The sequence below is a fragment of the Daejeonella sp. genome (genome assembly GCF_037719425.1).
Classification (GTDB): Bacteria; Bacteroidota; Bacteroidia; order Sphingobacteriales; family Sphingobacteriaceae; genus Daejeonella.
In genome coordinates this window covers 26,638-50,866 of record NZ_JBBJNI010000007.1, presented here as the reverse complement: position 1 = coordinate 50,866, position 24,229 = coordinate 26,638, and the positions used below count along the sequence as shown (strand labels likewise).

Here is a 24,229-nt window from a genome sequence, read left to right as displayed (position 1 = left end):
CGCCTGTTCTGGCTCCTGACGGCAAAAGCATTGCAGCAGTACGGATAGATCTTACTAATAGATCTGAGATTATTGAAATCGATCCGGAGTGCGGCAAAGAGTTAAGAGTTTTTCCTAACCCCAATAACTACACCCTGCAAACTCCTTCTTATAGTAATGACGGGACAAAGATAATTTGCGTTGCTGTCAATAAAGCAGGGGCAGCGCTCATAGAATTTAATAAAATAGACGGCTCCGGAAAACTGGTGCTTGATTTTCAGCGGCAGCAATTGTCCAGACCGGTATATGCCGGCGAACGAATTCTATTCCGGGCGCATTACAATGGCATTAATAACATTTACTCCCTTCGGCCGGGAAGAGGCGTAACCCAACTGACTTCCACTCCCTATGGTGCGTCTAATCCATCGTATGACGAAGCAAACAATTCAGTTTTATTCAATATTTTTCAGAATAAGGGTTATGATATAGCTTCCTTATCGCTGACTAATAATCCTGGATTGCCTGTGTCACAAATCAGGAATTCATTCATTGATTATGCAAAACCACTCGTTTTACAGGAATCTGATTCCACCATTCTGGATAACATCCCCCGAAAGGAGTATCCCGTTAAACCGTATAGTGAATTCCGTAACCTGTTTTACTTTCATAGCCTTGCTGCAATTGCTGAAGATAATGACTTCAATAGCGATCTGAACATCGGGCTAAAAATAAAGTCTAACAATCAACTGAATACTCTCGACTTCTACACCGGTTATCAATTTAATTCCGGCCTGAAGAAAAGCGAATACCTTGCAGGGTTCACTTACAAGCGCTTTTATCCCCTACTTGATGTAAGATATATCAATCGTGCGAGGCTCGCCTATGCATCACAGACACAGGGGGGCACCACTACCCGCATCCCTGTTAACTGGAGGGAGAACTTTCTGGAAATGGAAATTAGAATTCCTTTCGTCGCCAATCGTTTGAACAAAACATATACGATGGGGATTAGCGGACTTAGCAGTTACACTTCCAGGTATCAGATAAGCAACCGGCCGGCTCGCTTTGCGGATAAAATACAATTCCCATTACAATATAAGTTTTATTTCAACCACAATACGCAGCGCAGCCTGAGAGACCTGGCGCCGAAGTGGGGACAGAATGTGAGCTTGTCTTATCAGTCTTTACCTTTCGACAAAAATCTCAGCGGCGACATTTTGCGGCTTCAAACTTCATTCTTCGCTCCCGGGCTTCTGACTAACCATTCCTTACAAACAAGCTTTAATTACCAGAACACTAGCGGCATATATCGTTTTAATGTTGATATCCCAAGAGTAAGTGGCTATGCACATTTAAAATCGCGCCCTGTTAGAAACACACTCCTTTTTGACTATCGGCTGCCGTTATTATATCCCGATACAGAAATAGCGACACTTGCGTATGTTAAACGAGTTCGGGGCGGACTGTTCGCAGATTTTCAAAATATCGGCAAAGGAAATCAATTCAGTCCGACGACATACGGGCTGGAACTTAGTGCAGATATGAACCTGCTCCGGTTCTATTTACCAGACTTTGTATTCAGCGGAAAACTGATATTTGTGAATGAACCCGGGCCGAGGTCGCCTGTTTTTGAGTTTGGGTTTAACTATAACTTATGATTTGAACTGCTTTTTTTTAGGGAAAAATAGCATGCCGAGTGGTAGCGAGACGTGACGGCATTTAAAAACTGTAAAATATTCGAGCAAACCCCGCCGCAGCGCCTGCTGCTTTTAAAGTTATTACTTAGGCTTTGCCTATGCTGCCCGCACCAGCCCTGCCTACCGGCAGGCAGGCAATGTGGAATGATGGTTAACGAAGATTCAGAGGTTGGGCTTAAGAAACGAACATATGGGTGTTTGTGTAGAGAGGCTTGCCTGTGGCATGCTATATTCGGCAATAGTAGTTAAACATTTATCTCCCTTCCCCTTGAAGTAATTTTCCATTTTCCTGCCAATTTCCCCGCTTTCGACAACATTTGCATGGTTGTACATAGCAACAGTAGGGCAGATATGGACCGGTAAAGCATATAGGACATCTCCCATTTTGTATTGGTGGCCTGGCCCCGCGTCTATTACCATGTGTTCCTCGCTGTGGCTATAAGGCTTCAATTTTGGATCATTCAAAAAGACTACCCTATTTTGCAGTTCATTTTCCTAAGATACATTACGGTCTAATTGTGATCCCTGTTTCACGATTGACAAAATACTGATAAAAAATATAATATATAAATATACCTTTCGGTATATTTATATATATTTGAATATGAATCAGGCAGAATCAAAAGCTGAGCGCACCAGACAGTTTATTGTAGAGAAGACTGCACCTGTTTTTAATGCAAAAGGTTATGCAGGTACTTCGTTGAGCGATCTTACATACGTGACTGGATTAACCAAAGGCAGCATTTACGGCAACTTTGAAAATAAAGATGAAGTGGCGCTGGCAGCTTTTGATTTTAATTTTGCCAGAGTTAAAGAGTATATGAAAGGCAAAATAATGAGATCTGAACACGCCGTTGACCGATTGCTTACTTATCCCGAGGTGTATAGAGACTTCCTCACGATCCCATTTCTAAAACCCGGTTGCCCTATTTTAAATACCGCAACTGAAGCTGACGATACACACCCCTTATTAAGAGAAAAGGCAGTTGCTGCCCTCGCCTTTTGGAAGAAATCCCTGGAGAATCAACTGACAAGGGGAATTGAGCGCACAGAAATAAAAGCTGATGTTGACCCGGCACAAATTGCAGTAATTATCATGTCGCTGATCGAAGGCGCAATCATGCAGGCAAAAGTGACAGGGAAATCTATCGAATTAAATATAGCGATGGATTTCCTGGAAAAGGTCATTAAAGATATAAGAGCTTAAAATTTTTTAACACATAATATACCAATTGGTATATTATACTTACATGTCAATTATGTTAGAGCAAAAAAAAATATTAGAAAGTACGATGAAAGTTAGGTTTCATGATTGCGATCCATTTAACCATTTAAACAACTCACGTTATATCGATTATCTGGTTACCGCCCGCGGCGACCAGCTTATAGATAACTACGGTTTTGATATTTACAAGCTTGCATCTGAGTCAGGGATCGGTTGGGTAACAGGTCAGACTCAGATCTCCTACATGATGCCGGCCTTTTTAATGGAAGAAGTTAAAATACAGACGCAGCTGATCAGGTTTTCAAAACGCACATTGCTGCTGGAAGCTTTTATGTGGGATCTGGATAAAAAGTGTTTGAAGGCGGCCATGTGGACAAGTTTTGTTCATTATAATCTTAAAACCCAAAGGAGCTACCAGCACTCCGAGGATCTGATGGATTTTTTTGGTCAGATCGTTAACCCCCTAGCTGAGGAGGTAAACTTCGACGAACGGGTAAAAACCCTGAAACGTGGAATAAAAAACTAAGAACATGGAAAATTATTACCTCCCAGGTGCGATAAAGCAATTTGAATATTACAAATTATTAGGAGACAAAACCTTTGACCAGATTCCGGACGACAAACTGTTTTGGCAATGTAATACGGACGGAAACAGTGTTGCAACCATTGTAAAGCACTTGTGTGGAAATATGCTGAGCCGCTGGACAGATTTCTTAATCACTGATGGAGAAAAAAGCTGGCGTAACCGCGATGCTGAGTTCGAAAACGATCTGGCTAACAGAGATGAAATAATGCAGAAATGGAATCACGGATGGAATGTCTTCCTTACAACTTTAAGAAGCCTAACGGAGGATGACCTGCAGAAAATTATCTATATCCGGAATGAGGGGCATACAGTTTTGGAAGCCATCAACAGGCAATTAGCGCATTATCCCTATCATGTAGGCCAAATTGTTTTTATTGGAAAGATGTTTGCCGAAAACTGGGAGTCGCTTTCCATCCCAAAAGGTACTTCAAAACAGTTCAATGAGGCTAAATTTTCTGAACCTAAAGAAAATCCGCCTTTCAGAGATGAATTGCTGAATCGCTCAAATAAAGATGCCATTTGAGATAGAAGACAATTAATACCATTTACAGTGAAAGAAGATCTCAATTACATGCTGGCTCAAGCTATCAAATCGATAGAATACCGCTTTATCAAATCAACCATTTCCTCAAAAGAGGGTTTCGGAGAATTTAAGATTAGCCCGCAAACCCGTACTCCGGTCGAAATAATGAATCATATGTTCGATTTGGCCAGAAAAACGAAGACCATGGTTACGGAAGGCCACTTCAACGTTCCCGCCGTAGAAATAAGTGGTTTTAGCGAAGAAAGGGAGCGGCTGCTCAACGAAATCAAGGTACTGACACTCGTGATCAGTGAATCGGAAATTGATTTAGATATCGCTAAAAAACTCCTGCAGGGCCCTGTGATGGATATGGCTACACATACTGGACAAATCGCTATGCTAAACGGTATCCATGGAAATAAAATTCCGGGAGAAAGCTTTTATGATGTGGAAATGTAATATCTCGACAATGAAAGGACTGGAGACAATTTATATAATAGGTGCCGGTGCCATCGGGAAAGCCCTGGCAGTTTTTCTAACACATCAGGGGAAAGACGTGATCCTGCTTCGGGGAAGTACGGATTATATACCTGCCTATCTTGAAGATATAACAATTGAATTGAGCGGCAAACGCTCTATAAGAGAAACAATCCGCGTAAGTTCAATAAGCAATTTCGGGGTTCTAACGGGCCTGGTAGTACTGACAAGCAAATCTTTTGGAAACATCCGCCTAGCCGCGCTACTCAAAGAAAAAGTTCCTGTATCTCCGATAGTTATTTTGCAGAACGGGCTTGAACAGCCTTTTGTTGATCAGGGCTTCTTACAGATCTATCGATGTGTGCTTTTCGCGACAAGCCAGCCGGGCTCTAAAGATTCTTTCAGATTCAAACCTGTATCTGCCTCTCCTATCGGAATAATTAAAGGCGACGCAACGGCACTGAATGATATAGTTCAGAAATTGAATACTACCCGTTTTGAATTTAGAACAGAGTTCAATATTCAGCCTCTGATCTGGACAAAGGCAATTCTGAACAGCATTTTCAATTCGGTTTGCCCGCTTCTTGAAACAGATAATGGGATATTTCATCGGGAACCTGCGGCGCTTAATATCGCCAAACGAGTAATTGCCGAGTGTCTGCCTATAGCTGAGTGCAGGGGCATTTTCTTAAATGCTACCGCAGTACTAAATACTCTTTTACAGATAAGCAAGTCATCAGACGGACAGCTCATATCTACTTATCAGGATATCAGACATAAAAAGCGAACTGAAATAGAAACACTCAATTTTGCTATTACCAGAACTGCAAAAGAGTTTGACAAATACGATGGTATTAAAGAAACAAGGCTGCTGGGAGAGTTAGTTTATTTAAAGGCACAATTGGCGCTCAATGGAACCTCCAAACGCGTTGTTTAATAAAATCTTCTAGTAAAGTCTTTTGCAGCATTGCACCTGCGTTCCCGGGCTGGCAGGCTGGTAACCCCATTTTTAAAAGATCAGAACTATGTCCGGCAACTGGTACAACATCTTAAAAGCGACGATATTCCCGAATGAACTGACTTAAGGATTGTTGTGTTTCTGCATTGAGCTTGCGATGGTGTTAAGATCGGCTCATCCCGATATTCTTCGACAACTCTTCCACACCGAATTGTTCGTTGGTCAGGTTGTTCTCACTTCCTGCCTGAGCTTGTCCAGAAAAACAGTACTGCCTTTGGTAGAAGGGTTCATGCATCGTTGATGAACAGTGAAGATGGTAAAATTAATCGAAAAACTGTTGAAAGTGACAGAAAGACACTAAATGACCAACAAGTAAACCTGGGATAAAAAGACATTGATTATTGGCTTAATGGAATTAGAGGAGATCGTATTTGCCGGGATTTAAAAGGCTGATTTACTAAGGGGTTTAATATAAAAAAGCAGTCTGATTAGACGGCTCTTCTGTGAATTACTTTATTTGAATCTCCCGGGCGACCGTTTTCGCCTCTTCCCTCTTACTAATATCGACTTTCAGAACGCCATTTTCATAAGCGGCCTCAATACGGTCATAGTCAGCGGTCTCAGGCAGGTTGAATGACCTGACGAATGAATTATAGCTGAACTCACGCTTTGCATAACGTTTCTCGGTTTGTGCATTTTCTTTTGATACTTCTGAAGATATAGTCAGCACGTTATCTTCCACGTGAAGTTTAAAATTCTCCTTTTGAAGGCCTGGCGCGGCCATCTCAATGTGGAATGTCTCAGCACTTTCACCAAAATTCACCGGAGGCACATAGCTTATACGGTTGTTAAAAAAAGTGTCATTAAAAATTGAGTCGAACACTTCATTATAGCCTGGCAATAATGAGTTAGTTCCTTTCTGAGTATTGAATTTAACTTGGGTCTAATTGTCTATTTTATTTTTGTATTAATTATTTGAGTTTTGTATTACACCGCCGGCAAGGCTGCGCTCGTATTGGTTTTCCATGCATTACTGAAAGCAAATTCATCCTCGCGTCAAGAATCTCACCACACATTTAGCAGTTAGTTATGCTCGTTAGTATCAGGAAGGTGATGAATTAATATAGCTGATTACGGGTATATTTATTCATTTTAATTTTTTTATCTTAGAATGCTTAATGCTAACCATTTATGATGAAACCCACTACTCTCTTTGTCCTAAATTTCCTTTTTCCACTATTCCGCATTACATGCACAAACGAAGTACGGAACCGGGGATGGACTTCGATGATAACGCCTATCCAGGCATCCAGATACGGAACATATCAATTAATATTAAACCAAATAGACTAAAGATGAAAGAACAGTTATTACTAAACGCTCAATTAAAAAAAACCTAGAAGTGGTGCAACACTCCTAAGTGTAAACAGCCCTGATGCTTACTTCAACCCGGTAACATGGGCTTTGTGTCTCATTTTTAAACTGGAACAAATCAATTTTATGAAATTATTATTACCCAAACCTATAACATGGGGTCAAATCATGAAGATAACTTTTAGTCAGATATTTATATTGTTATTCCTGACCAGCATGTCTTTTTCAAATTCGTTAAAGGGGCAGCAGATTTTGGATAAGACGGCAACGGTAAATTTACAAAGCTATCCGGTTTCAGGTCTGGTTACGGACAAAAGCGGAGAATCTTTGCCCGGGGTTTCCGTAACAGAAAAGGGAACATCAAATGGAGCTATAACGGATGTAAACGGAAAATTTCGATTGTCAGTAAAAGATGAGAATGCCATCATCGTATTTTCCTACATAGGATACAAAATCAAGGAGGTTCCGGTTGATAGCCGTGGTGAGGTTAATGTGATATTGGAAGTAAACTCCGAGAACTTAGATGAAGTAGTTGTTATGGGTTATGGTACGCAAAGAAAGAGCAATTTAACCGGAGCAGTTACTACTATTAATGCGAAGGCGCTTGCAAACAGACCAATAACCAACGCGTCGCAAGCTTTACAAGGCGCATCAGGAGTGTATGTCAATCAAACTAGTGGCCGTCCCGGAGCTGATGGTGCAACGCTTCGTGTCAGAGGGATAGGTACGTTGAATGATAATAATCCGCTGATATTGGTAGATGGGGTGGAATATCCTCTTGGGTCAGTAAATCCTGCAGATATAGAAAGTATATCAGTACTTAAAGATGCAGCTTCATCCGCTATCTATGGTAGCAGAGCTGCAAATGGAGTAATTCTGGTCACCACAAAAAAAGGTATAAAAGGGAAGTCCCAGGTTGACTATAGTTATTATACAGGGGTTCAGAGTATCACATTCAAGCCTGATGTAGTTTCTAATGCTATAGATTACATGACAGGAAAAAACAGGGCGCTTGCAAATGAAGGGAAGCCTGCAGAATACACAACTGCCTTATTGGATGAATATCGTAATGGAACAGATCCATATATCTACTCAAATACAAATTGGTTTGACGTAATGTTTGAAAATGCACCTATACAGGAACATAGTCTACGTTTTTCTGGAGGGAGTGATAAAACCTTGTTTTCTATTTCCGGAGGCTATCTTGATCAGGATGGCATTTTAATTAATACCGGAGCTAAAAGATACACACTAACCTCAAATGTGAGTTCGGAGATTAATAAACGAATTAAAGTAGGTGCAACAATAGCTGGTAATATGTGGAACATAACCGAAAGTTCATACACATCCAACGATGCAAATGGCGAGGGGGGAATTATGGGATTACTATATCGGGGTCTGCCAATGCAGGTTCCTTATGCACAGGATGGAAGTTATGCAGATCAATGGTTCAGGGTTCCCGGACATAATGTTTTCCGCAATACCCTGGCTTTATCTTATGAAGGGTATAAAAGAGATGCAACATTTCGAGGGCTTGGTAATGTATTTGCAGAGATCACGCTTCCGTTTAATCTGACTTACAGAGTAACCGGCGGTGTTAATACAGGATTTAACCTCAGAAAATACGCTCGTCCTCAGATAATGCTGACAAATCCTAAGACCGGTGTAGTAACAGCCATGGGTAATATACCTTCAAGAGGTGTACAGGAAGAAAGTATCAGTGAGTTAAATCTAACCAATTTTCATACATTAAACTGGAGTAAGAAATTTGGAGCCCATCAGTTGAATTCATTGGGTGGCTTTAGTATCGAAACTTTTGATGATAAAAATTTTTCTGCCTCAGTACAGGGTTATCTTGATAATAGTTTAACAGAAATTGATGCAGGGAGTACCACCCCGGTAGTAGGTGGAAAATCATCGCGTGCAAGTTTGATGTCTTATTTCGGACGTGTGAATTATAGCTTCTCTGATAAATATTTAGCTGAAGCAAATTTCAGATATGATGGCTCTTCTAAATTCGCAGAGGGCAACCAATGGGGGTTTTTCCCTTCGTTTTCTGCAGGTTGGATCATAAGTGAGGAAGAATTTTTAAAAAATAATAAGTTTGTAACAAATCTGAAAATACGTGCATCATGGGGCCAGCTTGGCAATCAGAAAATTGCTTCATTTGCATTTGTCGATCCGATTGCTTTTTATCCATACAGTTTCGGAACAACCGTAGTGAGTGGAGCTGCTGCAAGTGGGCTTGGGAACCGGGATATTACCTGGGAGACAACCTCCATGGCTAATATTGGGTTAGATGCTGGATTCTTTAATAACAGACTTACAGCTGAATTTGAATATTTCGACAAAAAGACTTCAGATATATTATTACAAATTCCGGTACCCGGACAAGTCGGGAATCTACCGGGACCATTTAAGAATATAGGAGTAGTTTCAAATAAAGGAATTGAACTTACTCTGGGATATCGTGATAAATCCAGAGGAGTTTCATATAACGTAGCTGCAAATGTTACTTATGTAAAAAATAAAGTAGAAGGCCTGAATGTGGCGCCGATAAATGGTACCGGCAGAGAATTTGGAACCATTATTTTACAAGGGCTTCCAATCAGATCTTTTTATGGCTTACAGGCGGAAGGGTTGTTCCAGAGTGACTCAGAAGTTGCCAGCCATGCATTTCAAAGTGCGAGCACAAAAGCAGGAGACATTAAGTATAAGGATGTAGATGGCAATAAAAAAATTGATAACGCAGACCGTGTTGTAATTGGGAACGGTAATCCTGCATATAATTGCAGTCTTGTTTTAGGAGCAGGGTTTAAGGGCTTTGAACTCAGCGCTATAATGCAGGGCTCTTTAAATGTAGATACTTATAATCGGGGGAACCTGTCTCAGCCCTTTAGAAATGGTGCTGGAGTAACAAAAGAATGGTTAACAGATTCCTGGACACCCGAAAATCCCGGAGCAAGCTTACCAAGACTCACCACTTCAACAGGATTTCCACAAAACTTTTTAACCTCAAGTTATTGGGTTCAGGACGCATCATACCTCCGTTTAAAAAATGTTCAGTTAAGCTATACAATTCCTCAAAAATGGGTGCAACTTATGAATGTATTTGTAAACGCCCAAAATTACATGACCATATCTAAGTTCAAATTGGGTGATCCGGAACGAAATACTACCCGGACTGATTTAATAGAATATCCAAATAATAAAATGGTTACTGCAGGTTTAAATGTAGCCTTCTAATTAAAATTATCATGAAAAAATATTTTCTAATAAGTGGATTATTCGTTGCTTTATTAACAAGCTGCAAGGATGATGTACTTAATATCGATCCAAGAGATAAATACGTGGAAGACAGATTCTTCCAAAGTAAAGAACAAGCAGAAGCCGCAGTTAATGGAATTTATACAGCTTTACGACATACTGGTGTTTACGGTGGCGTAGCTCCTTTATACACGAGGGAAACATGGTCTCCAAACGCTTATGCTTACAATGGAGAGCAAAACCTCGTAATACAGGGGAACCACGATGCAAATACTGGGCTTTTTAATAATGCCTGGAATGGAGTATATCTTGGAATTGGGCGGGCAAACAATCTTTTGGCTCGTATTGATCCAATTCCAATGGATGATAACTTAAAAAAGCGTTTTAAAGCAGAAGCGAAATTTTTAAGAGCAGTATTCTACATGCCATTATGGAATTATTTTGGAGGCGCCCCATTAATATTAGCCACTCCGGATTATACCACACAGTCTAACCTGCCAAGAAATACACCATCTGAGTTATTAGTGCAAATATTAAAGGACCTTGATGAAGCTATTACCGACCTTCCTGTAAGTTACTCCGGAACTGATAAGGGCAGGGCAACAAAGGGCGCAGCACTAGCTTTTAAAGCGAGGGTTTTGTTGTATGCAGGAAGATATGCTGAAGCAGCCGTCGCCGCTAAAGCTGTTATTGATTCTAAGATATATTCATTATTTCCAGATTATCGTGGATTATTTTATCTGGAGAATGAGGGTAATGTTGAAGTTATCTTTGATATTCAATATAAATATCCAGAATCAGGGCACGATATGGATATATCCTTAGATCAATTTAATACAGTAGCACCAACACCTGATCTTGTAAACGATTATTACATGAAAGATGATGGATTACCAATATCAATTTCTACGCTTTACAAGCCAGCTCAACCTTACAGTGGCCGCGATCCAAGGCTAGCTGCCACAGTTATTCTTCCGGGAAGTACATATAAGGGAAAACCTGTAACTGCAACACAATATCCCCGGACGGGTTATGGGCAGAAAAAATATTCAATTTATAAGGATACAGAAGTTCCAGTTCAAACTTTAGCTGCTGGCCTGTCTGAGTTAAATTATATTCTGTTACGTTATGCTGATATTTTATTAATGTATGCTGAAGCTCAAAATGAGATCGTAGGGCCAGACCCATCTGTATACGATGCAATTAAACAAGTTCGTGGACGCACCAGCGTACAGATGCCAGTTCTGCCAGCAAATCTGAGTCAAGCGAAGATGAGAGAAGAAATCCGGCATGAAAGAAGGATAGAACTGGCAGGTGAAGGGTTATATTATGATGACATTCGTCGCTGGAAAACAGCGGGCCAGGTATTAAATGTAGATGCCGTCAATATAAAAGGGGAAAGAATTGATACCAGAAGGTTCGATGTTAATCGTGATTATTTATGGCCTGTTCCCTCAATAGCAATTCAGGAAAACCCAGCTTTAACACAAAATCCGAAATATGGTAAATAGTAATGAATTGGTTATTGCCATTATTAAAGAATCTTGTACCATTACTCTTACAGCCTACATCGTTGAATTAATTTATTATTGTTTTCCAGAAAATCCCGGGGGCGCTGACTAATCCCACTGCCAGTCCTATACTGAATAGGCAATGGGAAGGGCCGGGAATTACTTACCAGTCTGCTTTTTGTTGCCAGCTGCCTGTTACCAGATACCAGTCTGAACGGAAATAACGCGCCCCTCTCCGCCCAGCCACTCTCAATTCTCCACTCTCAACCATTGCTGTCCGGTAAACTTTCCATACAAGGCCAAGTATATTATTGAACACCCATCCAGGGTATTTTTTTCCGACTTTTGGTTTCGCACGCCCCCCTCATCCGGATAAAGGAGCTCGATTTGCCAGCGTCTTTTATAGATTTCAGCTACTTTGTAAGAATCCCAGATTCGGTTATTGGTGATAAAAGCAAACTCACGTTTCCTATCCTGATCGTCATACCGTACCATTCGGGCATCAACCTGCTGGATGACATTATTCTTAAAGCCCATTTTTATATACTGGTCTTTTCTTATTCCAAGAGCTTTTTGCTGTTCCGTAACATCCTGTTCACTTGTCACCTGATAATTGCTGTCGGCCCGCAGCCGTGTAACCCAATCTACCCCGCCTAAAGCCCATTCATGAAGCTTTTTGTAGCTGTTATACCCCCTGTCCATCACTACGATAGACCCTTTGGGAAGGTGCAGATGCTTTAGAAAACTGACATCCGCGCTGGCTGAAGAGGTAAAGCGAATCAAAAAAGGTACATCTTCATGGGCACGGACAGCCGTGTGAACTTTTATACCGCCTTTCTTTCTGCCGTTTAGTCCACGGATACCTGCTCCTTTTAATACCTCTTGAAAGAGACTGATTGTGGTCGAATCAATAATAACCAGGTCTCTGGACAGCTTATCTTGCCGGCTGTCCGGTAAAAATCCCCGGTATCAACCTCTCTAAGTGACGTGCAGTGCTGATAACAGGCATAAAGCATGGTGATCAGATGGTGATAGGTGTCAAATTTCTTACAATAGCGGTCGCTCTGGTGATTCAATGCCGACAGCGAAATAACAGATCGCGGAATTAATTTTATGAGCTGAGAAAAGATCGGCTGTCCGGTAAAAAAAGTACTTTTGTTCATGGTGCTTTAAGTGTGGTAACTCAAAGCTAACCAGATCATGGGAGGAATTCGTTCCTCCCTGTTTTTTTATAATATTTTTACCGGACACTAGTGACTCTCAATTCTCCACTAATTAAACCCTCCATTAATTAAACTCCATAAAACGCCCTGTTCTTCAACTCAAGCCCGGGGAGTTTCACCGGCGCTTCAAATATCCCGTATACCGAGGCTCCGCTTCCGCTCAGCGAAGCATAAATAGCGCCCGAGCCATATAACGATTCTTTTATAAGACCGATCTCAGGATATTGTCTGATAATGCCGGGCTCGAAATCGTTTGTAATAGAGTCCTTCCACGTAGTAATATCACTCTTTATTAAATCCTTCAAGCTTTTAACTGGCGGCGATGGAACTATATCTTTAAAGGCAGCGGACGTGGGCACGTGTATATCAGGCATCACAAGTACAATGAAAAACTTGCTCAGATCTAATTGAAGATTTTCAAATCTGTCTCCTTTTTCAAAAGCAAAAACCGGTTCATTTTGGATAAAGAAAGCACAATCAGCGCCCAGCTGCGACGCATACTCTTCCATCCGTTCACGGCTCAGGCCAAGTCCGAATTTGTCATTCATCAGGCTTATAAAAAATGAAGCATCTGAAGATCCTCCCCCTAATCCGGCACCAATGGGAATGTTTTTATGCAGATGGATCTTAACCTGAGGCAATTTCATATCGCGTGACAAAAGCCCGAATGCCTTTACGCAAATATTGTCCTCCGGCCTGCCGGGTACCGCTAATCCGCTTGAGCTAAAGGAAAGCTCACGCGCCTCCACAATTTCCAGCACATCTTTAATCATAACCGGATAAAATACCGTCTCCAGATCATGATAGCCATCATCTCTTCTTTTGACAATATTTAAACCTATGTTTATTTTAGCATTAGGAAACGCTATCATATTCTGCACATCCGCATTAGTTTTGAACAATAATAGGATGCCAAAAATACATTTATTTTATTTGCAACGGGAAGCATATGAGGGACCAAGCTTAGCCTGGCATGCTTCATTTTTTTTAACGCAGAGGGCGCAAAGTTCACGCAATGGGCGCAGAGCTTCAATAACGTATAATTAAGGATTTAGCAAAGATCCGTCATGTTACTTTGCGACCTTTGCGAAAATCTTTGCGACCTTGGCGGTTAAGGCGCTGAGGGTACGTAATAAGATATTATAACACTGACAACGCCAGAATATGAAACAATATCTCAATTTAATGCAGCACGTACTCGATCAGGGTACTCAAAAACACGACCGTACAGGCACTGGCACCATCAGCGTCTTCGGATACCAGATGCGATTTGACCTGCAGAAAGGGTTTCCGTTGGTTACGACTAAAAAGGTTCATTTGAGGTCCATTATACATGAGCTTATCTGGTTCCTGCAGGGCGAAACAAACATTAAATACCTTAAGGATAATGGTGTAAGTATTTGGGATGAGTGGGCTGATGAAAACGGCGAACTGGGTCCCGTCTACGGTTCACAATGGCGCTCATGGCCAAAACAGGATGGCGGGCATATTGATCAGATCAGCGGGATTATAAAGCAGATCAAATCAAATCCGGACTCAAGGAGAATAATTGTATCAGCCTGGAATGTGGCGGAAATAGAGAACATGGCTCTTCCGCCTTGCCATAGTTTTTTTCAGTTCTACGTGGCTGATGGAAAACTAAGCTGTCAGCTTTATCAACGGAGCGCAGATATCTTTCTCGGAGTGCCGTTCAATATTGCCTCTTATGCACTCCTTACGATGATGGTAGCCCAGGTTTGTGATCTGCAGCCAGGAGATTTTGTTCATACGCTTGGCGACGCACATTTATATAACAATCACCTGGAACAAACCAGGCTTCAGTTAAGCCGCGATCCCCGCCCTCTTCCTGTTATGAAGTTAAACCCGCAGGTAAAGGATATTTTCGGCTTTAAATTCGAAGACTTTACTCTGGAGAATTACGATCCTCATCCGCATATTAAAGGAGCTGTTGCTATATGACGATTAGCCTTATTGTTGCTACCGATGAAAAAAATGGTATTGGAAAGAATAACCAGCTGCCCTGGCATCTTCCTGCCGACCTGAAGCACTTTAAAACGCTGACGACTGGCCACCCCATCATTATGGGTAGAAAGACATTTGAGTCTATCGGAAAAGCCCTGCCCAATCGCAGGAATATAGTGATAAGCCGCCAGGCCAGCTATGTTGCTGAAGGTGCAGATGTGGTTTCTTCCCTGCAGGATGCATTTGACCTTTGCGATGATGAAATCGAGGCTTTTGTGATCGGCGGCGCGCAGATCTTTGAACAATCATTATCTCAGGCAGACGTCCTGTATCTCACTGTTATACATCACGAATTCGACGCAGATACTTTCTTCCCGCAAATAGATCCAACCAACTGGATTAAGGCTGAAAGCAGCACACATGAGCCCGACGAAAAGAATATTTATTCTTATACATTTATCAAATATATCAGGGCCTGAAATAATACGGAGATTTCTGCTTTAAAGAATTTTTAAAAACAAAAATTTAATTAGCTTTGCCGTCTTAACCAAAACAGGCTTAACTCAATATTAGTATACAATTAAAATAAAATGCAAGGTAAAGGACTAGTTAAATTCGCCGCAATAGCATTAACGCTTGCGTGTTTATATTCACTCTCATTTACGTGGATAGCGAATAAAGTTGAAAAGGATGCGCAAGAATTTGCTAAAGGCAATCCGGCAAGAGAAAAAGCATACCTCGATTCTGTGGCTTCAGTACCTGTTTTCAGCAGCCTGAGTTATATTACGTATCAATACGCAAAACAGCGTGAGATTCCTCTGGGATTGGATCTAAAGGGTGGGATGAACGTTACCATGGAAATCGCTTTAAGCGATATGGTACGTAATCTTGCAAACAAAAATCCAGATGCAAACTTCAACGCGGCAATAAAGAATGCGGAAGCTGCTGTTGCATCAGGAGACAATGATTTCATTGCTGTTTTTGGAAGGGAATATGAAAAACTTGTTCCAAATAGCAAACTGGCTCCTCTTTTCGCAACGAAGGAAAATTCAGGTATGATTAAGATCGATGCCAGCAATCAGGAAGTGATTAATTTCCTTAAGAAATCTGCTGACGGCGCAATTGACCTTTCTTTTAATATTCTTCGTACCCGAATCGATAAATTCGGGGTTACCTCGCCTACTATTCAAAAACAACAGGGTACAAACAGGATTCTTATCGAACTTCCGGGAGTTACTGATCCGGATCGGGTTCGTAAATTACTACAAGGATCTGCTAAATTGGAGTTCTGGGAGACTTATGATAACACCGAAGTCTTTGCACTTCTTCAGAATGTGAACGGCATCTTAGTATCAACAAGTAAAGCTACTGACACTACCAAAGCAACATCGGCAGCACCGGATACTGCAAAAAGTAAGCTTTCTGCTTTGGGCAAAAAAGGCACAACAGGTAAAATCGATAGTGCTGCTGCGCTAAACAAAATTCAGGCGGAACAGACTAAACTAAACCCACTGTTCTCTATATTAAATCCAGCTACTTTCCAGGGCGAGAACGGACAACCAAACCTTCGTCCGGGACCCGTTGTTGGATATGCTGCATTAAAAGATACTGCCAAAGTAAATGCGTATCTGTCTTCACCTCAGGTAAAATCCGTTATACCTTCAAACATGAAACTATACTGGGGAGTCAAGCCAATTTCCCCAGAGAGCAAAGTATTCGAGTTATATGCTTTAAAAACAAGCAATATTGCTGGCGGACCAGCATTAGAAGGTGATGTAATCTCAGACGCACGTTCTGATTATGATCAGCGTGGTAATGCTGAGGTTGTAATGGTGATGAACACTGAGGGTGCACGTTCATGGAGAACTTTAACCGCAAATGCCTCGGCTAATGCCAATAATAAGAAAAGCGTAGCTATCGTTCTCGACAACCTGGTGTATTCAGCTCCAACTGTACAGGGTGAGATTCCAAACGGAATATCTTCAATCAGCGGAAACTTTAAAATTGAAGACACTCAGGATCTTGCAAACGTTCTAAAAGCCGGCAGATTACCTGCACCCGCTAGAATAGTTAGTGATTATGTAGTTGGACCTTCATTAGGTGCCGCTTCTATTTCTGCGGGATTAATCTCCACAATAGCCGGTATTATATTCATTTTGCTGTTCATGGCGATGTATTACAGCACCGCCGGTTTGGTTGCTAATATTGCTTTATTAATCAATCTCTTCTTCCTGGTTGGAGTTCTTGCTTCACTAGGAGCAGTTTTAACGCTTCCGGGTGTTGCCGGTATCGTGCTTTCTTTAGGTATGTCTGTTGATGCGAACGTTCTTATTTATGAAAGGATCCGTGAAGAACTGGCGGAGGGCAAATCACTCCGACTGGCAATTGCCGAAGGCTTCAAAAAAGCGATGCCATCGATCCTGGACTCGAACATTACAACGTTCTTAACCGGTGTAATTCTTTACATCTTCGGTCAGGGTCCAATTGTAGGCTTTGCTACGACTTTGATGATTGGTATTGTAACTTCCCTGTTCGCTGCCATCTTCATCTCAAGATTAGTATTCGAATGGATGCTTGAAGGGAAGAAAAATATCAGCTTCTCAATAAAAGCTACACAAAATCTTTTCAAGGATTCTAAATTTGATTTTATCACTGGTCGCAGAAAGTTCTATATCCTTTCATCGGCCATTATCCTTGCTGGAATAATCTCAGCCTTCACACAAGGGTTCAGCCTTGGAGTTGACTTTCAGGGAGGAAGAGCCTATTTTGTGGCTTTCGAAAAACCAGTTGAAGTGGAAAGAGTTCGCTCAATATTAATTGATGAATTCAAAACTGCTGTTGAAGTAAAAACATTTGGTTCTTCAAATCAAGTGAAGATTACCACAGCATACTTGATTAATGATAACTCTGATGAAGCAAATGCCAGGGTAAATGAAAAACTCACATCAGGACTTAAAAAAATTAATCCTATTTATGAAATAAAGGATTCTCAAAAAGTAACTCCTACCATTGCTGATGATATTAAGACTTCTGCGATTTATGCGGTTGGATTCGCCATTCTTGTGATCTTCCTGTATATTATTATTCGATTTAAGCGGATGGCTTTTGGTTTTGCCGCTATCCTCGCACTTGTACACGACGTACTTGTATTACTTGCAATATTTACCATATTCAACGGATGGCTTCCATTCTCACTCGATATTGATCAGAATTTTGTAGCTGCGATATTAACAGTGATGGGTTACTCTATAAGTGATACGGTTGTGGTATTTGACCGTGTCCGTGAATATATAGGACAACACCATTCGAAAGATGAAAATCTTCCTACAGTAATTAATAACGCGCTTAACAGCACCCTGAGCCGTACAGTGATCACGGGTATTTGTACAATGGCTGTATTGCTGATCATCTTTATCTTCGGTGGCGAGATCCTGAGAGGTTTCTCTTTCGCCATGCTTATTGGCGTTATATTCGGAACATATTCTTCTCTATTCGTAGCTACACCGTTCGTAGTTGAGTTTATCCAGGAAAAGGGCGATGTGGTAAAGCTTAAGGCTAAAGGCTAAAAACTTTACGCTCAAAGCTTTTAGCTTTTAGCTTAAAAAAGTCCCGCAATTGCGGGACTTTTTTGTTTAAGTCAAATTATATTCAGATATTTGTTGTTATACTAACTATATGTATGTCAACAGAACTATTTAGTAAATATTCATATTTGCTTGACCGCACGGCAAGGAAGGTAAAACAATATGCCCAGCGCAAATTCAACGCAGAAAACTACGACATCACCGTCGATCAGTGGATAATTATCAAACGTCTCAATCAGAATAATGATCTTAATCAGACGCAGCTTGCTGAGATCACCGGCAAGGATACTCCTACCCTAACGCGGATCATCGATATACTCTGTAAAAAGGGGCTGACAGAACGGCGAATCCATCCTACCGATCGCCGATGTTTTACGGTCCATTTGACGGAACTGGGTACTCAAACAGTTCTGAAATGGACCCCCAAAATGGCTGAAATAAGAATGAAAGCATGGGAGAATCTTACGGAAGAAGATTACATCAATCTAAAAAGGATCCTCGACACCATTTATAACAATCTGGATGACTAAAGTTCTCTACCTCCCCTGAAACTTAATACTTATTACTTATTACTTAATACTTAATACTCATTACTTACAACTTAATACTCCAAGAATGATAACTACAGATATATGCATAATCGGAGCCGGCCCTGTTGGCCTGTTCTCTGTCTTTGAAGCTGGCCTATTAAAAATGAGATGCCACCTGATCGATACCTTGCCGCAAGTTGGCGGACAGCTATCAGAAATATACCCTCAGAAACCTATTTATGACATCCCGGGTTACCCCGATATTAAGGCTCAGGAGCTTGTGGAAAAGCTCATGGAGCAGATTGCGCCATTTGATCCGGGCTTCACCCTGGGAGAGCGTGTTGAGACCCTGGTTAAGCAGGATGACGGCTCATACCTTGTGGGCACAAATGATGGAACCATAGTACACGCTCAGGTCGTCGTGATTGCAGGCGGATTAGGCTGCTTTGAACCCCGTAAGCCCGAGATCGAGGGGTTGCTTGATTTTGAAGGCAAAGGAGTCGAGTACATGGTAAAGAACCCTGAACATTTCAGAGATAAAAAAGTAATCCTGGCTGGAGGGGGCGATTCAGCTTTAGACTGGACAATATTCCTGTCCGATATCGCAGAGCGGGTAACTTTGATACACCGCGGCGATACATTTCGTGGAGCTCCTGATTCAGCTGAAAAGGTTCATGAACTCGCAAGCAATGGAAAAATTGACCTCGTTCTACAATCAAATCTCCTGAGCGTATCCGGCAACGGCCATCTTAAAGAAGTTAGCTATGTAGGCCGTGATAAAGTTAACGTATCTCAGGAAACAGATTATTTTATCCCACTTTTTGGCCTGAGCCCTAAACTGGGCCCCATCGGAGGCTGGGGCCTGAACATTGACAAGTCGGCAATAGAGGTCAACACATTTGACTATTCAACAAATGTCGAACGGATCTATGCGATCGGCGATATCAATACATATCCGGGTAAATTAAAGCTCATCCTTTGCGGTTTCCACGAAGCGGCTTTAATGGTACAGAGCGCTTTCAAACACGTTTATCCTGATCAAAAGCTGAGCTTTAAGTACACAACCGTTTATGGTGTAAATGCGTTCTAAAAATGATTAACATTATAGTCGAAGACCGGGATGGAGAACAGCAGGCTGTAGAAATCCCGGAAGAAATAAGCCTCAGTTTGATGGAAGTACTAAAGGCATCCGAGTACAATGTTCTAGCTACCTGTGGAGGGATGGCTTTGTGTGCCACTTGCCATGTTCAGGTTCTGGAAGGCCTGGACCTTCTGCCCGCTCCCGCCGATGCGGAAATGGATATGCTCGACACCTTGCCTGACGCAGGGTTTGACAGCAGATTGGCGTGTCAGATAAGGATTAATGAGAACCTTAACGGGATGATCTTCCGTATCCGTGGAGATGAACAATAAACCCGGCAGGGTGTTAACTAATAAAAATTAGAATGGACACACATAAAGCGGATTCAACAAAGTTTCCTAAAATAGTTATTGTGGGTGGTGGTTTTGGCGGGATAGAACTTACGAAGCGCCTAAAAAACAAGGAAGTCGAAGTCCTGATGTTGGACAGGCACAACTACCATACGTTCCAGCCATTACTGTACCAGGTGGCTACAGGCGGACTTGAAGCTGACTCAATCGCGTTTCCTTTGCGGAAGATATTTAAGAACCAGAAAAACTTCACGTTCAGGGTCACAGATGTTGAAAGCGTGGATCCATCCAAAAATGTAGTTATTACTTCGATTGGTGAGATCAGTTATGATTACCTCGTTATAGCAACAGGTTCAGATACAAATTTCTTTGGCCAGAAGGAAATCGAGCATTTTTCCATGGCAATGAAAACCATACCTGAAGCTTTGAACCTGCGAAGTATGATCTTACAGAACCTCGAAGAGGCATTAGTCGTAACTGACCCTGATGCTAAAAGATCATTGCTGAATTTTGTCGTTGTCGGCGGCGGCCCAACAGGTGTTGAGCTTTCAGGGTCCCTCGCTGAGCTAAAGAAACACGTTCTTCCTAAGGATTACCCTGAACTTAGCATTGAGGACATCAATGTGTATCTTATTGAGGGGTCTGACGAGCTATTAGGTGTGATGTCAGATCAGGCATCGGTTAAATCCAGGCAGTTCCTGGAAGAAATGGGTGTAAAAGTGTCTACAAACCTCCGGGTTGAAGCCTATGACGGAAACGTGATCAAGCTATCTGACGGACAGCAAATTAACACCAAAAACGTTTTATGGTCGGCAGGCGTTAAAGGCGCCGTGTTAGACGGTCTTCCTGCAGATTCGATAGCTCGCGGCAACCGGATTATTGTCGATGAATTTAACCGTGTTACAGCACAACAGATGATTTTCGCTATTGGCGATGTCGCTGCCCAGATAAGGCCAGAAACCCCTAATGGTCTCCCGGGAGTTGCCCCTGTAGCTATCCAGCAAGGTAAGCACCTGGCAAAGAACATTATCAGGTTCATCAATAATGAACAGCCCGAACCCTTCAAGTATTTCGACAAAGGCTCAATGGCGACGGTAGGTCGGAATAAGGCAGTGGTCGACGTTGGGAAGATCCGGTTCCAGGGGATTTTTGCCTGGTTCGTATGGATGTTTGTTCACCTCATGTCCTTAGTTGGATTTCGAAATAAGGTAGTTACGTTTGTAAACTGGGTTTGGAGCTATTTCAGCTATGACAGGGGAACTCGTTTGATCATCAGACGGTTTAGCAGGCAATCTATGACGGAGGATCCACTGGCGAAATAATTGTTAACTTGAGACGCTTTATTCAGCTGAAAGCTGAAAGCTGAAAGCTGAAAGCTGAAAGCTGAAAGCTGAAAGCTGATTACTGATTACTGATAATACTGATTAGCTGATATCCCCAAATGCTCAAACTCATCGAATGCCCCCGGGATGCCATGCAGGGCCTCCATGATTATATTCCCGCCTCAATAAAGGCAGAATATATAAACCTGCTGTTAAAAGTGGGCTTTGACACAATCGATTTTGGCAGCTTTGTATCGCCGAAAGCTGTTCCTCAGATGAGAGATACTCCGGAAGTACTTAATTTGCTCGATCTTGATTCATCATCTTCGAAACTTCTGGCCATAGTAGCCAACTTCAGAGGCATCGAGGAAGCTGTTAAGCACGATCAGATAACGTATCTTGGATTCCCGTTTTCTATTTCAGAAACGTTCCAGCAGCGTAATACCAACTCGAGCATCGCGCAGTCTCTGGATACTGTCTCAGAGCTCTTAAATGCTTGCGACAAGTCACGGAAAGAAGCAGTTATTTATCTATCCATGGCTTTCGGTAATCCTTATGGAGACGAATGGAATAATGAGATTGCTGAGCACTGGACCAATGAATTGGTTAAGACCGGAGCTAATATCATTTCTCTTGCTGATACAACAGGAGTTTCAACACCGGCAACAATTAAATACCTGTTTCCGCATTTGCAATCGCAGTTTCCGGGCATTGAACTGGGAGTACATTTGCATAGCACGCCTGAACTAGCCAGGGAGAAACTAGAAGCTGCATGGGATAGTGGCTGCAGAAGGTTCGATTCTGCCCTTAGAGGCTACGGCGGTTGTCCTATGGCCGGAGATTCCCTAACAGGAAATATGGCGACTGAAGGTCTTATTTCATTTCTGGAAGAACGTGGGGAGCCTGTTAATCTGGATATGGCAAAATGGAGTGAAGCCGTCAGCTTTTCATCGAGGATATTTGGTCACTAGGTCCGGTATGAGATTTCACCGACCCCAAAGGCGGTCGCATGTTTATAGCAATGGAAAATTTCGACAAATCGACCCCGAAGGTGGTCGCATGTTTATAACAATAGAAATCCGCCAATCGACCCGTCTTTAATCAGGAGTTTTGCCATAATTCGAATTTCTTTTAGTTAAAGGAAATTCAGAGTTTTCCGTCCGGGTAAAAATCATCGTATCTTTTATCTTCTTCGCAATGTCCTGGTTTTTATCCGCTACGTTTGTAGTTTCAGCTAGATCCGCTGTAAGATCATATAATTCAAACGGTTTATTGTAAGCCAGAATTCCCTTCCACTTACCCATCCGGACAGCCTGTATCGGACCTTGTGTTTCGTTAATCTCCCAATACAGAAAATCATGCGCAGGTTGCTTCAGTTTGTTCCCAAGCAAGGTGGGCAAATAGGAAATTCCATCTATCTTTTTAGATGGCTTAATTCCGGCTATCTCACAAGCGGTAGGAAGAAAATCCCAAAAGGCTGATGGATGCTCTGTTGTTGTCCCTGGTTTAACTTTACCAGGCCAGCGCGCGGCGAAAGGCATCCTTATACCGCCTTCATAAAGAGTTAGTTTCTTACCTCTGAAAGGTCCATTACTATTAAAAAATCCGTTATCATAACCTGGTCCGTTATCGCTGGTAAAAATTACCAGTGTGTTGTTGTCAAGTCCCTGTTCTTTTAACGTTTTTAGTATTTCACCAACATATCTATCAAGCCGGGCAACCATACCAGCGTATGCAGTATTTCCTTCTGGATCATGATAGTAATGCCCCGGAGTCATTGGGCGGGTTGCCCAGCCCAGATTCTGATATGGTTTCTTTGAATCTTCCGGAACAGTTATCTCGTTATGGGGAACTGTATATGGGAGATAGAGAAAAAAGGGCTTCGTCTTATTCTCCTTAATGAATCCAATTGCCTTTGTCGTAAAATCATCATTAGAATATGTCCCTTTTTTCTCTGCCGTGACATTTTTATCAAGCACTATCTTTTCACCATTTTTCCAGATATATTCCGGATAAAAATGATGAGCTTCCATGTGGGTTTTATAGCCGTAGAAATAATCATAGCCCTGCACATTTGGAGCACCGGTACCAGCACCTTCTTCAAGACCCCATTTGCCAATGATCCCTGTTTTATATCCAGCCCTTTTAAGCTCTTCAGCCACGGTAACTTCTTCATCCAACAGATCTATTGGCTTGCCGCTGGCTGTCCATGCCGAAAGTTCTCTTATGTGTCCATGAGCTGTGTTGACGCCAGTCATTAGCGCCGCTCTGGAAGGTCCGCATACCGCTGTTCCGGAATAATGCTGATTGAATATAATCCCCTCTTTAGCCATCTTGTCGACGTTAGGTGTTTTTATCTTCATCTGCCCATTAAACCCAATATCGCCGTAGCCGAGGTCATCGGCCATAATGTAAATAATATTAGGCTTCCTTCCGCTTGCTTTTCCAGCAGTTTGAACTTGTCCGAAAGATACTGCCGAGAAAATGATTAACATCCCAAGACAAGAAATAGGAATCATCAATAGTTTTGACTTCATATTGTGTGGACTTGCTACCTGGCTATCGATTCTAAAACACTTT

Annotated in this window: 19 protein-coding genes and 2 pseudogenes; 16 read left to right on the top strand and 5 right to left on the bottom strand. The window is 41.9% G+C overall.

Features of this window, described 5'->3' with window-relative positions:
- A pseudogene (locus tag WKF69_RS01980) lies at positions 1-1,637 on the top strand (hypothetical protein); the annotation flags it as partial.
- A gap of 201 nt (positions 1,638-1,838) precedes the next feature.
- Here the strand turns inward: WKF69_RS01980 and WKF69_RS01975 are convergent.
- Entirely contained in the window at positions 1,839-2,096 is a 258-nt protein-coding gene (locus tag WKF69_RS01975) for a hypothetical protein (protein ID WP_340379113.1), read from the bottom strand.
- 184 nt (positions 2,097-2,280) lie between these two features.
- Between WKF69_RS01975 and WKF69_RS01970 the strand changes: the two genes are divergently transcribed.
- From WKF69_RS01970 to WKF69_RS01950, 5 genes are read left to right on the top strand one after another with little or no spacing between them, the layout of a single operon-like run.
- Positions 2,281-2,883 (top strand): TetR/AcrR family transcriptional regulator, encoded by a 603-nt coding sequence (locus tag WKF69_RS01970; RefSeq protein ID WP_340379111.1) that lies wholly within the window; start codon positions 2,281-2,283, stop codon positions 2,881-2,883.
- A 52-nt stretch (positions 2,884-2,935) separates the two neighbouring features.
- Positions 2,936-3,427, top strand: a complete 492-nt coding sequence (locus tag WKF69_RS01965) for an acyl-CoA thioesterase (protein WP_340379110.1) — start codon at positions 2,936-2,938, stop codon at positions 3,425-3,427.
- Positions 3,428-3,431: 4 nt separating this feature from the next.
- The gene (locus tag WKF69_RS01960) at positions 3,432-4,010 is read left to right on the top strand and encodes a DUF1572 family protein (protein ID WP_340379109.1); all 579 of its coding nucleotides are present in this window, start codon (positions 3,432-3,434) and stop codon (positions 4,008-4,010) included.
- A gap of 27 nt (positions 4,011-4,037) precedes the next feature.
- Positions 4,038-4,469 carry a hypothetical protein gene (locus tag WKF69_RS01955; protein ID WP_340379108.1) on the top strand — a complete coding sequence of 144 codons (432 nt, stop codon included), beginning with the start codon at positions 4,038-4,040 and terminating at the stop codon, positions 4,467-4,469.
- The gene (locus WKF69_RS01950; protein WP_340379107.1) at positions 4,423-5,424 is read left to right on the top strand and encodes a ketopantoate reductase C-terminal domain-containing protein; all 1,002 of its coding nucleotides are present in this window, start codon (positions 4,423-4,425) and stop codon (positions 5,422-5,424) included. The genes WKF69_RS01955 and WKF69_RS01950 overlap by 47 nt, the downstream gene beginning before the upstream one ends.
- 529 nt (positions 5,425-5,953) lie before the next feature.
- Here WKF69_RS01950 and WKF69_RS01945 read toward each other — a convergent pair.
- Positions 5,954-6,328, bottom strand: a complete 375-nt coding sequence (locus WKF69_RS01945) for an Hsp20/alpha crystallin family protein (RefSeq protein ID WP_340379106.1) — start codon at positions 6,326-6,328, stop codon at positions 5,954-5,956.
- Between the two features lie 617 nt (positions 6,329-6,945).
- Here WKF69_RS01945 and WKF69_RS01940 point away from each other — a divergent pair.
- On the top strand, positions 6,946-10,065 hold the full coding sequence (locus WKF69_RS01940; RefSeq protein ID WP_340379105.1) for a TonB-dependent receptor: 3,120 nt from the start codon (positions 6,946-6,948) through the stop codon (positions 10,063-10,065).
- A gap of 11 nt (positions 10,066-10,076) precedes the next feature.
- Positions 10,077-11,597: a RagB/SusD family nutrient uptake outer membrane protein gene (locus tag WKF69_RS01935; protein WP_340379103.1), complete on the top strand. Its 1,521-nt coding sequence runs from the start codon at positions 10,077-10,079 to the stop codon at positions 11,595-11,597.
- 249 nt (positions 11,598-11,846) lie between these two features.
- Here WKF69_RS01935 and WKF69_RS01930 read toward each other — a convergent pair.
- Together WKF69_RS01930 and ispE are read right to left on the bottom strand one after the other, a co-directional pair.
- Positions 11,847-12,533 (bottom strand): annotated as a pseudogene (locus WKF69_RS01930) (IS4 family transposase); the annotation flags it as partial.
- A gap of 355 nt (positions 12,534-12,888) precedes the next feature.
- Positions 12,889-13,692, bottom strand: a complete 804-nt coding sequence (ispE, locus tag WKF69_RS01925) for a 4-(cytidine 5'-diphospho)-2-C-methyl-D-erythritol kinase (protein ID WP_340379123.1) — start codon at positions 13,690-13,692, stop codon at positions 12,889-12,891.
- A gap of 292 nt (positions 13,693-13,984) precedes the next feature.
- On the opposite strand from ispE, the gene WKF69_RS01920 reads away from it, so the two are divergent.
- From WKF69_RS01920 to WKF69_RS01885, 8 genes are all read left to right on the top strand, one after another.
- The gene (locus WKF69_RS01920; protein WP_340379100.1) at positions 13,985-14,779 is read left to right on the top strand and encodes a thymidylate synthase; all 795 of its coding nucleotides are present in this window, start codon (positions 13,985-13,987) and stop codon (positions 14,777-14,779) included.
- Positions 14,776-15,261, top strand: coding sequence for a dihydrofolate reductase (locus WKF69_RS01915; RefSeq protein ID WP_340379098.1), 486 nt, complete (start codon positions 14,776-14,778; stop codon positions 15,259-15,261). Before WKF69_RS01920 ends, WKF69_RS01915 begins: the two co-directional genes overlap by 4 nt.
- Before the next feature lie 111 nt (positions 15,262-15,372).
- Entirely contained in the window at positions 15,373-18,348 is a 2,976-nt protein-coding gene (secDF, locus tag WKF69_RS01910) for a protein translocase subunit SecDF (protein ID WP_340379096.1), read from the top strand.
- A 113-nt stretch (positions 18,349-18,461) separates the two neighbouring features.
- Positions 18,462-18,896 carry a MarR family transcriptional regulator gene (locus WKF69_RS01905; RefSeq protein ID WP_340379094.1) on the top strand — a complete coding sequence of 145 codons (435 nt, stop codon included), beginning with the start codon at positions 18,462-18,464 and terminating at the stop codon, positions 18,894-18,896.
- 85 nt (positions 18,897-18,981) lie between these two features.
- Positions 18,982-19,986, top strand: a complete 1,005-nt coding sequence (locus tag WKF69_RS01900; protein ID WP_340379092.1) for an NAD(P)/FAD-dependent oxidoreductase — start codon at positions 18,982-18,984, stop codon at positions 19,984-19,986.
- A gap of 2 nt (positions 19,987-19,988) precedes the next feature.
- Positions 19,989-20,309 (top strand): 2Fe-2S iron-sulfur cluster-binding protein, encoded by a 321-nt coding sequence (locus tag WKF69_RS01895; protein WP_340379090.1) that lies wholly within the window; start codon positions 19,989-19,991, stop codon positions 20,307-20,309.
- Positions 20,310-20,341: 32 nt separating this feature from the next.
- Positions 20,342-21,649 (top strand): NAD(P)/FAD-dependent oxidoreductase, encoded by a 1,308-nt coding sequence (locus WKF69_RS01890; protein ID WP_340379088.1) that lies wholly within the window; start codon positions 20,342-20,344, stop codon positions 21,647-21,649.
- Positions 21,650-21,768: 119 nt separating this feature from the next.
- Positions 21,769-22,620: a hydroxymethylglutaryl-CoA lyase gene (locus WKF69_RS01885; protein WP_340379086.1), complete on the top strand. Its 852-nt coding sequence runs from the start codon at positions 21,769-21,771 to the stop codon at positions 22,618-22,620.
- Between the two features lie 126 nt (positions 22,621-22,746).
- On the opposite strand, the gene WKF69_RS01880 is transcribed toward WKF69_RS01885, so the two are convergent.
- A complete protein-coding gene (locus tag WKF69_RS01880; RefSeq protein ID WP_340379084.1) occupies positions 22,747-24,186 on the bottom strand; it encodes an arylsulfatase in 1,440 nt (479 codons plus the stop codon).
- Positions 24,187-24,229 lie beyond the last annotated feature (43 nt).